The sequence below is a fragment of the Crocosphaera sp. genome, from assembly GCF_030064895.1.
Lineage (GTDB): Bacteria > Cyanobacteriota > Cyanobacteriia > Cyanobacteriales > Microcystaceae > Crocosphaera.
The window spans coordinates 1-12,656 of sequence record NZ_JASJEB010000137.1 but is presented as its reverse complement, the minus strand read 5'-3'; the positions used below and the strand labels follow the sequence as shown (position 1 = coordinate 12,656).

Genomic DNA, 12,656 nt, shown 5'->3' with positions numbered 1-12,656 from the left:
TTTTCGCTAGTTTTTAGTGATTGAATTAGCCGAATTCACGATTTTTAAAAAATCCATTTCATAAAAAATAATTTTTGATGCCAATTTCTTATTTTTTAGGTTTTGTTTTTTCTTCATGAATAATGCAGGCTAGGGTGATGACTAAATTATCGTTGAAAATGTCTTGTAGTTTCATGGTAAGACTTTTATATAATCAAGCTACTGTACCTCAAGATTAGAGTTGGCTACTGCAAACAACGCTCATCATAGTAAAAAGTGGCAGCATCTGTCATTTGTGCTACTCCCCAACCATCAAAACCATTAGCAACGCCATCTCCTAAACAATATTCGTAATAGTTCTATTTTTATCGTATTTTCGAGCTTCAAATTCTCCCCATTATTGGGGCTATTGATTTTAATGGCCACAACCTTTAAAAATTAATTTTTGTTAAATGACAACAAACATTATTGCGTAAATGTCCATAATGCACTCGAGAAATTTATAATTCTCCACATAATGTAATTTATTGAAATTTATCCTCAATTTGAGTTGGGAAGCCCACGCTGTACTGCACTAGCAATCAGCGTGGGAGGATGTAACTGTAAGCTACGAAGCCATCAAAGCTTCAAAGACATCAACATATTTAGCTGCCGGCTGCTGCCAAGATACGTCGTTAGCCATGCAAGCGATACGCATTTTTTCAAACTTAGGGGTACCATACTCTTGCAAAGCCTTCTTGATACCCACAATCATGGCCTTCACCCCTTCTTGCAGCATTGCCTCTGAAACCGGCACTCCAGGCTTATCTGGTAGAGGAATTTTCTCCATTAAAAAGCCAAATTGAGGCAGTACAGTGTCAACCAAACCACCAACAGGAGCGACCACAGGAATAGTACCATACATCATCGCGTACAACTGGTTCAAACCGCAGGGTTCAAAACGAGAAGGCATCAAACAATAATCAGCCCCGGCCGTGATCAAACGGGCTAACTCAGGGTCAAACTTAGCCACCCCTTTAGCAAACGGGTAAGTATCCTCAAGAGCTTCCAATTTTTCTTCCAATTTAGGCGCGCCAGTACCCAGAATAACCACTTGACAGTTGAGTTTTGCCAACTCAGGCATAGCTGCCATAATCACATCGGGCCCTTTTTGGTTTTCCAAACGGCCAATAAAACCCAACAGAGGAATATCCGGATCTACTTCCAAACCGCACTCTTCTTGTAAAGCGGCCTTACATAATTTTTTCCCACTATCCATTGTTTCGGCATCATAGTTAGCCGGTATGTACTTATCTTTTTTCGGGTTCCAACTTTCAGCCTTAGTTCCGTTAGTAATACCAATTAAGCCCACAGACTTAGCAACATCATCCAGTTCAACCCCACCCGCAGGATCAGAAGTAACCTCTTTAGCAAAGTTAGGGGAAACCGTCAAAGCCTGATCACAGTGTAAAAAGCCAGCCTTGAGCCAGTTAAGCATCTGCATAGGTTCGGGGGCAGTGATCGGCTTAGTTGTCTTTTCGTCCAAAGGTGGAGGAGCAAATTGTGTATTAAACGATAAGTCCGGCAAATACTTTTCTGGCAAGTTTAATGCTTCAAACTTAGACATAGGGAAACGTCCTTGGAAAGCAATATTATGCAGTAACAAGACAGTTTTCGCCTTCAAGAAAGTCCCATGAGCCTGGTAATATTCCTTCAAATACAAAGGAAGAAGGGCTGTATGCCAATCGTTGCAGACGAAGATAGTATTTTCACCCATCGTTCCCTTGACCCCATCGGGACCTAAGGGAACCAGTAAAGGCACTGCCAGAGCAGCTTGAGCAAGCATAGCGAAGCGTTCTGAGTTATCGATGTAATCAACAGCAGCTTTAGGTCCGTATAACTTTTTGTTGACTAAAGGTGTCTTGGATAGGTAGACGTGATGATCAACCCAAATACGATCTACGCCCTTTTTATAGGAGTGGAAATAGCGAACGTTCGTCGCTTGTTTGCCATACGTAACTTGTTCAAGAATTTCCGTATCCCAAGCATCTTTATATTGGTCAAAGCGGGGGGCAACAGTACAAACCGTATGACCCATTTTTGCCAATTCTTCGGGTAAACCTTCAGTTACATCACCTAAACCACCTGTTTTAGAATAGGGGGCAACTTCCGTGGAGACAAAGCAAATGTTCAACATATTGATTTTAGAAGTCTTTGAGATGAATATTCGATAGAGTTTGACAACTCCACTGCCTAAAGGCGAGTGGATTCTTCCTTCACAGAACGATGCCTTGCAAAAGCAGTGCCTTTACTAGGTCTTACTCGAACTCCAGAAGCAGTAGCGAGATGCCCTCCCGCCAAAAGTCGTAGTCCTTCATCTTTAATGTTTTTAGCAGCGTTTATGTCACGGTCAATGTTTTTAGTTAAGCACTTAGGACAGTCCCAAAACCTAATATCTAAGGGTAAACTATCAACTTGATTTAGACAGACATTACAGGTCTTAGAACTGGGGAAGAACCTGTCTACTTCAATGTAGGCTTTCCCTTCCCACTCTGCTTTATATTTAAGCATGGTACAAAACATTCCCCAACCAGCTTCACTAATCGACTTGGCTAGTTTCTGGTTTTTAACCATGTTTCTAACTGCCAGATTCTCTACTACTATGACTTGGTTTTCGTCAACTAAACTACGACTTAGCTTGTGTAGAAAATCCTCACGACATCGAGCTATCTTTTCATGAACCTGAGCAACTTTAACCCTAGCTTTATTACGGTTACTAGAACCTTTTTGCTTACGGCTAAGTTGTTTTTGTTTACTGGCTAATTTTTCCTCATACTTACGGTAGTATTTGGGGTTACCATGCTTAGTGCCATCACTGGTTATAGCAAAATGAGTTAAACCACAATCAATACCAACCGCTTTTCCTTGAGAGTTAGGCTTAGGCTTTTCTGTTTCATCATCGTACAAGCAAGAGACGTAAAATTGACCAGAAGGGGTCATAGAAACCGTTACAGACTTCAACGTACCTTGAGGTGGTCTAGATACCTTACAGTAAACTTTTTTTAGTTTAGGTAATGTCACATATTCACCGTCTAACTTTACTCCTTGAGGGAATCTAATTGACTGTTTTCTATGCTTTTTCTTGAAATTAGGGTATTTAGTTCGTCCCTCAAAAAAGTTAAGAAATGCACTGGACAAATCTAAAGCTACTTGCTGCAAAGTTTGTGATGGTGGCTCAGTTAACCACTCGTACTCTTTTTTAAGGCTAGGTAAAAGATTAATTATGTCATTGCGACTTAACCCCTTACCAGTATCTTGATAGGTTTGATTCGTAAGGTTAAGAGCATAGTTGTAAAACCAACGAGCGCACCCGAAAGACCTAATTAACAAGTCTTTCTGGGCTTCCGTCGGATATACACGATATTTATAGGCTTTTAACATTATCCTTACCAAACTTACAATACTATGTTAAAAAAACGAGTTAGGTGATGTCAACCGCTAAATCAAGTCCCCCTAAAAGGGGGAGGTTTTAAACCCAATTTTTCGATAAAAATTTGAATTCTCGCTCATCATACCATGTCACCTGTTCTATAAAGTTAAAAATTAGAGCATAAGACTAAAATTGAAAGCCTGGTCGTTTTAGGACGGCTTTTCTAGAGTTTTAATATATATAGCAATCAGTTATCAGTTTTGAGAATTAAGTCTAAGTATTAGGGAACGGGGAACAGGGAACAGGAAACAGATCAAAACAAAGATACCCCCTTTTGAAAAACCTCCTGCCTCCTGCCTCCTGCCCCCTGCCTCCTGCCTCCTCACAAGTATGGGAACTGCAACAAAAAAAATCCTGATCGAAACAATATCGATCAGGAAAGGGATAAAACCCTGTCGTTAACAACGGGGTTTAAATAAATGTCAACGGAAAAACTTAAGCAAGGGCGGCCTGACGTTCTTTAGCCTCTTTAATGACCTCTTCTGCCACATTATTAGGACAAGGGGCATAATGAGAGAATTCCATAGAAAATTGACCACGTCCTGATGTCATAGTCCGTAAGTCACCGATGTAACCAAACATCTCACTCAAAGGAACATCCGCCTTAATACGTGCGCCCATTGGGGTAGAATTTTGGGACTTAATCATACCACGACGACGGTTAATATCCCCAATCACATCCCCCATATAATCTTCAGGGGTGAACACATCCACATTCATGATCGGTTCTAATATCTGGGGACCTGCTTTGGGAATAGATTGACGATATCCTGCTTTAGCCGCGATTTCAAAAGCGATGGCAGAAGAGTCAACAGGGTGGAAAGCACCATCAGTTAAAGTAACTTTGAGGTCAACACAAGGATAACCAGCTAAAACGCCCCTGTCAATGCTGTTTTGAAAGCCTTTTTGAACAGCAGGCCAAAATTCTCTGGGGACGTTCCCTCCAGTGACCTTAGACTCGAACTGGAAGCCACTACCAGGTTCTCCAGGTTCGATAATATAATCAATTTTACCAAATTGACCAGAACCACCAGACTGTTTCTTGTGGGTGTAACTGTCGTCGATGGTTTTGGTAATAGACTCCCGATAAGCAACTTGGGGTTTACCTACTTCAACTTCTACCCCATGAGTCCGTTTGAGAATATCCACCTTAATATCTAAGTGTAATTCTCCCATACCTTTGATAATGGTTTCACCGCTTTCTTGGTCTGTTTCCATGTAGAAAGAAGGATCTTCTTGCACCATTTTGCTGAGGGCCATGGACATTTTTTCGTTGTCCCCTTTCTTCTTAGGTGTCACAGAAACAGAAATCACTGGATCGGGGAACACCATAGGTTCTAGGGTAGCAGGGGCGTTGGGGTCACAAAGGGTGTGTCCTGTTTGCACCGTTTTCATACCCACAATAGCCACAATATCTCCTGCTTGGGCCATTTCGATTTCTTCACGGGAGTCAGCGTGCATTTCCACCAAACGAGAGATCCGTTCTTTTTTACCAGTGGCATTATTAAGCACTGTATCCCCTTTGGAGACAGTTCCAGAATAGATACGGGTGAAAGTCAAGGCCCCAAAGCGATCGTCCATGATCTTGAAGGCTAAGGCCCGTAAGGGTTTTTCTGGGTCAACATAAGCAAACGCCCCTTCAATTTGATTACCTTCTTCATCCATTTCTGGTTGAGGGGGAACCTCTTTGGGGTTGGGAAGGTAGTCAATTACTGCATCAAGGACTAATTGTACTCCTTTATTTTTGAAAGAAGAACCGCAATAGGTGGGGAAAAATGCTAATTCACGGGTTCCTTTGCGGATACAAGCTTTAATCTCATCGATGGTTAACTCTTCTCCTTCGAGATATTTTTCCATCACTGTGTCGTCTTGTTCCACGGCCAGTTCAATCATGGCCTCCCGATATTCGGCGACTTGCTCCTTCATATCTTCGGGAACCTCTTCGATGGTGTAGTTCATCGGTTCACCGGAATCATCCCAAACCCAGGCTTTTTCTGTGAGTAGATCAACCACACCCTTAAAGTCATTTTCGATCCCGATGGGCAGTACCATGACTAGGGGTTTAGCAGCCAAAATTTCGTCAACCTGCTTAACAACGCTGAAAAAGTCTGCTCCAGTTCTATCTAACTTATTGACGTAGATGATACGAGCTACCTTAGAATCGTTAGCATAACGCCAGTTGGTTTCAGATTGAGGTTCTACCCCACCTGAACCACAAAAGACCCCAATTCCACCGTCAAGAACTTTTAGGGAACGATATACCTCGATGGTGAAGTCAACGTGACCAGGGGTATCAATAATGTTTAGTTGATGGTCTTTCCAGAAGCAACTGGTAGCAGCAGACTGGATAGTAATACCTCTTTCTTGTTCTTGTTCCATGAAGTCGGTGGTAGCTGCACCTTCGTGTACTTCACCGATTTTATGGATTTTCCCTGTTAATTTGAGAATACGTTCGGTTGTGGTGGTTTTTCCAGCATCTACGTGAGCAAAGATGCCGATGTTTCTATAGAGGGTAAGGTCTTTTTTCATATTTCTTTTTAGCGTTAGGTGTGATTAACGGTTAGCATCGAGTGAAAGGGTAAACCCAAAGAGGAGTTGGCGTTGCCTTTGATAGCTTGATTAAGGTATGCTAAACCACTCCAAATATAGATTTTGAGGTTTTGGCTATCTCACGCAATTCTAGACAAGTCTATTTTCGCCTTCTTCATTACCAACTGTGATCTTAGTGTAAAGTTTTTTTGCATCAATTACCACCAGTTGAGGAGGCAATACTGTCTAGGTTCTCAAAATTATCTCTTGATACTTGGATATGTCGTCATGGGGAGACTGGGTGATAGGGGAGATAGGGAAGCAAACAAAATATTAATATTGTTTCTAGTCTTCCCACACTCCTACAGGGTTTAAGGGTTAGATGAGGTTGCTTGGGCCTCATCAGCAAAGGGAACATCCACAAAACCTAATTCATACAATTGTTGATAAGATTTCTTTCCTAAATCTGTGGTTGGGTTTTGAGAACGGATGATCTGAACCAGCAAAGGCACGGCTAATTCTGGTTGATCTTTAGCCCGATGGACTAAGGCTAACTGATAAGTAGCTGCGTCTCTCATTTGCCCTGTTTTCAGCGCGCTATCTCTTTGGGAGTCGTAAACATCGGTGTCGATACCCGAGAAGCTATTGGCGAGTTGGAGATAAAAGTTAGATAATTGGTTAAAGACTTTACGAGCTTGTTGTAGCTTTGTTACAGCTAAATCATAATTTTCCTCATTGATCGCTTCACTAGCGTCATTCATTAATTTTTCCCCTCCCTGCAAACTCAAAAGACTATCTGCTTGAGTCAGAGGACGCAGGTTACTGGGGTCGGAAGGGTCATCTCCAGGGACTTCTGTGGCTTCTGAGGGGGTTTCCTGGGCTAAAATTTGAGCAGATACAGACTCTGATGAACTGAAACCTAGAAGACAAGAGATAGCAATCATACTAGGTAAACTAAGGCTGAAAAGATTGGATTTTAACATTGTATGACTAAATAAAACGAAAAGATAAAAGAATGGTTTTAGGAATCTGTGAGATATCTTAACATTTGTGGGAAAAATCGGTGCTTTTATTGGAGAATTAAGTAGGGGTTGGATAATATTCAGCCCCTAGGAAAATATTAAGCCAGGACGAAAGTTGTTTCTGTGATTAAGAATTTATAATCTATATTGTTTTTATTGTTAAGTAAATTAAAGGTAATTTCTAGTTTTAATTCTCCATCTGATTTAGTAATATTCTTTTCATATTTTAACATTAATTTATTACTCATCTTCAAATTTATAGCCAACTCCTACAACAGTTTTAATAAAGGTTGGATTAGCTGTATTTGGTTCAATTTTCTTCCGTAACCTTCTGACATGAGTATCCACAACTCTTTCATCTCCAAAAAAGTCATTTCCCCATAATTTATCAATCAGTTGAGTTCGACTCCAAACCCTTCCTGGATAGCTCATAAATGTCGATAATAAGTTAAATTCTAAGGTAGTTAACTCTAGGTGATCCTGCGTATTATTTCCTGACTTTTTTAGTGCCGAATGTTTATCTAAATCTACCAAAAAATGAGGAGTTTCATAAACATTATTTTGCGTCCCACCATGTCTTAAACTACGTCTTAATAAGGCGCGAACTCTAGCAACTAATTCTATGGGACTAAAAGGTTTAACTAAGTAATCATCAGCACCTGTTGATAGGCCAATTACCCGATCTATTTCTTCTCCTTTTGCCGTTAACATTAAAATATAAGGGTCTTTTGCTGTTACTTTCTGACGGATGCGGGTACAGACTTCTAACCCATCTAATTTAGGTAACATTAAGTCCAAAATAATCAGCTCCGGTTCTTGTTTTTGGAATAAATCTAAAGCGGTTAAACCATCATAAGCGACTAAACAATCAAAAGATTCTCTTTCTAAGGTGGTTTGGATGATTTTGGCGATTTCCATCTCGTCTTCAACAATTAAAATTTTCATATAGTTTTTAAGTTAATTATTCACATCAATTTTACACACAAAATGGGCAAAATTTTAAGACAGAATCATCGTTAAAAATAATTATTAGCTTTGCCTACCCTACAGACAAATGATAGAACCTATCCATTGTTCATTATCAAAAGAACTGTTGCTCTGTCTTTTCTTAAACTAATTATAGGACGTAATGATAATATTTTTAATAAAACTTAGGCTCTAAAAAAAGAGGCATTAAGTTATAATGCCTCTCGAAATCAATTAAGAGAATTTTTAGCGTTTAAGCTTATAAAGTACCGCCCCCAAAGGAGGAACCGTAATTTCTAGGGCATAGGGCCAAGGTGCATCATGCCATTCACGAGTATGAATAACGCTAGGATTAGACACACCACTACCCCAATAAACTTGGGAGTCGGAGTTAATTAATTCCACGTACTCTCCTGGATAATGTAACCCAACCCAATAATATTCATAGACATAAGGTTTAAAGTTGCAGACAGCAACAATAACATCTCCCGAAGCAGGATCTTTACGGGCAAAAGAAATTAATCCTCTGGGTGCATCATTAGCCTCGATCCATTCAAACCCTTCATAACTAAAGTCTTCCATGTATAAAGCCGGTTCTCGGATATACATTTTATTGAGGTCCTGTACCAACCGTTTTAACCCTTTATGAGGTTCGTATTGCAACAAATACCAATCAAGATCAAGGAATTCTTGCCATTCAGAAGTTTGACCGAACTCCATGCCCATAAATAAGGTTTTCTTGCCTGGATGAGCAAACATATAAGTTAACAAGGTACGAACATTGGCCATTTTTTGCCATTCATCCCCAGGCATTTTATTAACCAAGTGTCCCTTGAGGTGAACAACCTCATCATGGGATAAGGCTAACATGAACTTCTCATCAAAAGCGTACCAGATACTAAAGGTCAGTTTATTATGACAGTTGGAACGATGGTTAGGATGTTCTTTAAGATATTTGAGAGTGTCATTCATCCAACCCATATTCCATTTAAAGGTGAACCCGAGTCCTCCTTCGCTGGCAGGTCTGGAGACGTTTCCCCAAGCGGTGGAGTCTTCAGCAATGGTTACCACTCCAGGATAATTATGGGCAATGGTATTATTCAAATGTTGTAAGAAACTAATAGCTTCTAAATGACCATTATCTCCATACTGGTTAGGAACCCAGTCCCCTTCTCGACCTTTATCTAATTCGATCATATAGGCCACAGCATCCACCCGAATACCATCAATATGATATTTATCGAACCAGAATAAAGCACTGGCAATGAGGAAGTTTCTTACTTCATTGCGTCCATAGTCAAAAACCAAAGTTCCCCAAGTCTTGATTTCTCCCTTGCGAGAATCTTCATATTCGTATAACGGGCCTCCATCAAAATAAGCTAACCCGTGTTCATCCTTGGGAAAATGGCCAGGAACCCAGTCCAAAAGCACTCCAATACCCTCTTGATGACATTTATCCACAAAATACATAAAATCTTGAGGAGGACCGTAACGAGAAGTGGGGGCATAAAAACCAACCACCTGATAGCCCCAAGATCCGTCAAAGGGATATTCGGTTACAGGGAGTAACTCAATATGAGTGTAGCCCATGTCTTTGACGTAAGGGATCAGTTGTTCTGCGAGTTCAAGATAGTTCAGGTAACGGGCCCCTGGTTTTTGTTCTACACCCAAACTGGTTCCTTCTTTGGGAGGGTTATCAATACTGGTGTGTAACCAAGATCCTAAATGGACTTCATAGACGGACATTGGTTGCTTTTCGGGATTGCTGCGTTCCCGTTTGTCTATCCATTCTTGATCCTTCCAGGTATAGGTGGAAAGATCCGCTACAACGGAAGCTGTTGCTGGGCGGATTTCTTGCTGATATCCATAGGGATCGGTTTTGTAGACACAATAGTGATGATGATTTTTGACAGAATATTTATAGAGATCCCCCACTTTCATGCCAGGAATAAATAATTCCCAGATTCCCACTTCGGTTCTCTGCATTTTATTGGCTTCAGGGTTCCAGTTATTGAAATTTCCCACTACGGCGACTTCGTGAGCATTTGGGGCCCAAGTGGCAAAATATACCCCAGAAACTCCATCGACCTCAACAAGGTGAGCCCCCATCTTCTCATAAATGCGGTGGTGATCCCCTTGACCAAATAAATAATAGTCAAATTCTTCTAGAAAGGGGTTCTTAGCGGTTGCGTTGTCGTTCATCGGCTAGTTGGTGACAGTATTATTTTTATTTTATATTTAACCATTGTTCCCATACTTATTCATTTTTGCCAACAGAAAGGGTGTGTGAGACAAATTAAGCGATTTGAACCTCCCGTCGCGAGAGGGGCGAGGGATCCCATATAGACTCTTAACTAGGCATATACCCCCGTCAGACCGCCATTACTGGGCTGTTTATAAGCGCGTTCACGGGCGCGCCGACTAAAATCTATTTGATTTTTTGGCTGTGCGTCACCGCTAAACCTAATCTACCAGTCGCGTCACTTTTACAATTTCTAGGGCGATATTTGTCCCGACGATCTGAGGTAAGGGAAGCCAATCCCCTTAATATCTATTGCGCTTTACCGCTATCTGGTATTGTACTACGAAACGCAATGATGAGCAGGTCTAAAAAAAATTAGAGCGTTTTCTCAAATAAGAAAATTAATTTTGTAGGGGTCAACGGCCGTTGACCCCTACGAAGAATGTGTGGCTTAATTTTAGGAAACTGGTATAAGATGCTAGGAACCATTGACTGTAGATTAATCATCTATTGAGACTGATGGCTAAATGTAATCTATTCTGAAAATAACAAAATGCTTAAACAATTATTATTGAAAGGATGTCTTGGTACAGTAATCTGTGTGAGTGGTTTAGGTGTGTTTTCCGCTTCTACTCAAGCAACAGAGACGATAGCTCAATTTTCTACCCCAAAACTCATAACTCAAGCCATCTCACAGCCAGAGTTAGAAAAATTTGCTAAAGCGATCGTCGATTTACAGGCGATCGATGAGGAAACTCGCTCCAAAATGATCGAAGCGGTTCAATCCAATGGAATGTCTCCTGAAGAGTTTATGGAAATTGGTAACAAGGAAGAAAGTGACAGGAATCTTTCTGAGGAAAAACAAGACCAGTTTAACAAAGCTTTGGAAGCTGTGAGAAATCTTCATGAACAAGATCGCCAGAAAAAACGGGTTGCTGTTGAAGAAGCAGGTTTAAAAATCCCACGTTTCAATGAAATTGCCAAAATTGTTGAGGATGATTCTGATCTAAAAAAACAAGTCATTGAAATCTTATCTCGTTAATAGATATTCCTCTCTGTTAATTTTCATTATCTGTTGAGATAGATATGGGGGAGAGGGAAAAGATAGGGAAGAGGGGGAAGAGAAAATCATGTGTCAAGCTGAATCTTCCTCCTAATCACACTACTTATCATTTCTACCCCTCAGCCCCCTTAATAGTTATCAAAGCAAAAAAAATTTTGTTGTGAGTTAAATTTACTCAAAAAATAGGGAAAAATATAAGTAGAGTCGTTCTGGATAGATAACAAATTACCATCGTTAAAGTAATGAATTCCGCTACCGAAATCAAATCACAAGATACTAAAAACGAATTAATGCCAGTGGTACAAACATGGAATTTAAGTAAAGTGTATCGTACTGGCTTTTGGATGAATCAAAAATTGCGATCGCTGAATGATTGCTCATTTAGTGTTTATAAAGGAGAAACTTTCGGGTTACTTGGCCCCAATGGGGCAGGAAAAACAACTCTCTTAAAAATGTTACTGGGTATTGTCCGTCCCACTACAGGCCGCGCCGTTTTATTAGGGTATCCTGTAGGGAATCTCTCTGTAAAACAAAAAATAGGCTATTTACCCGAAAATGCTTATTATTATGATTATTTAACGGCTTGGGAGTTTCTGGAATTCGTCGCAGGTTTATTCCAAATTCCCAAATCAGTTCAAAAAAGACGCATTGCCGAATTAATCGATTTAGTAGGTTTGGCTCAAAAAACTGCCAAAAAGAAACAATTAAGACGGTATTCTAAGGGAATGTTACAACGGGTTGGTATGGCCCAAGCATTAATTAATGACCCCGAAGTGGTGTTTTTCGATGAACCCATGTCAGGACTCGACCCCTTGGGACGCTATCAAGTTAGAGAAATTGTCTTATCTCTCAAAGAACAGGGCAAAACCATTTTCTTTAACTCCCACGTCTTAACGGATATCGAAAAAATCTGCGATCGCATTGCTATTTTAGCGAGAGGGGATCTTTTATGTGTGGGATCTCTCGAAGAAATTTTAGGCCGTTCCGATGTTTATCAGGTTATCGTTCAGGGTGGTACGAAGGAAGCTCTTGAACCTTGGGTATCAGGAATAAAAGAGATAGAACATACCTGGCATGGACAATTAACAGGAAATCCCCATGATTTTATCGAATTTCTCTCAACTATAGACGCTCAACTACTTAGTTTAAACCGCGCCCGCGCTTCTCTGGAAGAATATTTTGTCCAACAACTCAGAGAAAGAGGAATTACATCTAGTCAATAGATTGACATACTCCCACCACTAATTGCTCCGCTAAGCTACGCAATATAGTGGGGGATTCTCTCCGTATCACTACTAGAGATTCCTTGTTCAACGAGACAACTTAGCCTGCATTATTCATGAGAGAATTGAGAACAAGCCTGAAAGCCTTATATAATAAGGAATA

The 12,656-nt window shown here is 40.4% G+C and carries 8 protein-coding genes; 2 read left to right on the top strand and 6 right to left on the bottom strand.

What is annotated here, in order from left to right:
- Nucleotides 1-586: 586 nt before the first annotated feature.
- The 6 genes from QNJ66_RS24215 to glgB all read right to left on the bottom strand — a co-directional run bounded on the left by QNJ66_RS24215 (nucleotide 587) and on the right by glgB (nucleotide 10,167).
- Nucleotides 587-2,155: a glycogen/starch synthase gene (locus QNJ66_RS24215; RefSeq protein ID WP_300511213.1), complete on the bottom strand. Its 1,569-nt coding sequence runs from the start codon at nucleotides 2,153-2,155 to the stop codon at nucleotides 587-589.
- Nucleotides 2,156-2,211: 56 nt separating this feature from the next.
- Nucleotides 2,212-3,399, bottom strand: a complete 1,188-nt coding sequence (locus tag QNJ66_RS24210) for an RNA-guided endonuclease TnpB family protein (RefSeq protein ID WP_300511212.1) — start codon at nucleotides 3,397-3,399, stop codon at nucleotides 2,212-2,214.
- A 484-nt stretch (nucleotides 3,400-3,883) separates the two neighbouring features.
- Nucleotides 3,884-5,977, bottom strand: coding sequence for an elongation factor G (gene fusA / locus QNJ66_RS24205; protein WP_300511211.1), 2,094 nt, complete (start codon nucleotides 5,975-5,977; stop codon nucleotides 3,884-3,886).
- Nucleotides 5,978-6,348: 371 nt separating this feature from the next.
- Entirely contained in the window at nucleotides 6,349-6,960 is a 612-nt protein-coding gene (locus QNJ66_RS24200) for a hypothetical protein (RefSeq protein ID WP_300511210.1), read from the bottom strand.
- 279 nt (nucleotides 6,961-7,239) lie between these two features.
- On the bottom strand, nucleotides 7,240-7,944 hold the full coding sequence (locus QNJ66_RS24195; protein ID WP_300511209.1) for a response regulator transcription factor: 705 nt from the start codon (nucleotides 7,942-7,944) through the stop codon (nucleotides 7,240-7,242).
- Nucleotides 7,945-8,211: 267 nt separating this feature from the next.
- On the bottom strand, nucleotides 8,212-10,167 hold the full coding sequence (gene glgB / locus QNJ66_RS24190) for a 1,4-alpha-glucan branching protein GlgB (RefSeq protein WP_300511208.1): 1,956 nt from the start codon (nucleotides 10,165-10,167) through the stop codon (nucleotides 8,212-8,214).
- A gap of 593 nt (nucleotides 10,168-10,760) precedes the next feature.
- Here glgB and QNJ66_RS24185 point away from each other — a divergent pair.
- A complete protein-coding gene (locus tag QNJ66_RS24185; protein ID WP_300511206.1) occupies nucleotides 10,761-11,249 on the top strand; it encodes a DUF4168 domain-containing protein in 489 nt (162 codons plus the stop codon).
- A gap of 263 nt (nucleotides 11,250-11,512) precedes the next feature.
- On the top strand, nucleotides 11,513-12,493 hold the full coding sequence (locus QNJ66_RS24180; protein WP_300511205.1) for an ABC transporter ATP-binding protein: 981 nt from the start codon (nucleotides 11,513-11,515) through the stop codon (nucleotides 12,491-12,493).
- Nucleotides 12,494-12,656 lie beyond the last annotated feature (163 nt).

What these genes read in the sequence shown, in the direction of transcription:
- QNJ66_RS24215 (WP_300511213.1), bottom strand. Translation starts at nt 2,155, where the DNA reads ATGTTGAACATTTGCTTTGTCTCCACGGAAGTTGCCCCCTATTCTAAA.
- QNJ66_RS24210 (WP_300511212.1), bottom strand. Translation starts at nt 3,399, where the DNA reads ATGTTAAAAGCCTATAAATATCGTGTATATCCGACGGAAGCCCAGAAA.
- fusA (WP_300511211.1), bottom strand. Translation starts at nt 5,977, where the DNA reads ATGAAAAAAGACCTTACCCTCTATAGAAACATCGGCATCTTTGCTCAC.
- QNJ66_RS24200 (WP_300511210.1), bottom strand. Translation starts at nt 6,960, where the DNA reads ATGTTAAAATCCAATCTTTTCAGCCTTAGTTTACCTAGTATGATTGCT.
- QNJ66_RS24195 (WP_300511209.1), bottom strand. Translation starts at nt 7,944, where the DNA reads ATGAAAATTTTAATTGTTGAAGACGAGATGGAAATCGCCAAAATCATC.
- glgB (WP_300511208.1), bottom strand. Translation starts at nt 10,167, where the DNA reads ATGAACGACAACGCAACCGCTAAGAACCCCTTTCTAGAAGAATTTGAC.
- QNJ66_RS24185 (WP_300511206.1), top strand. Translation starts at nt 10,761, where the DNA reads ATGCTTAAACAATTATTATTGAAAGGATGTCTTGGTACAGTAATCTGT.
- QNJ66_RS24180 (WP_300511205.1), top strand. Translation starts at nt 11,513, where the DNA reads ATGAATTCCGCTACCGAAATCAAATCACAAGATACTAAAAACGAATTA.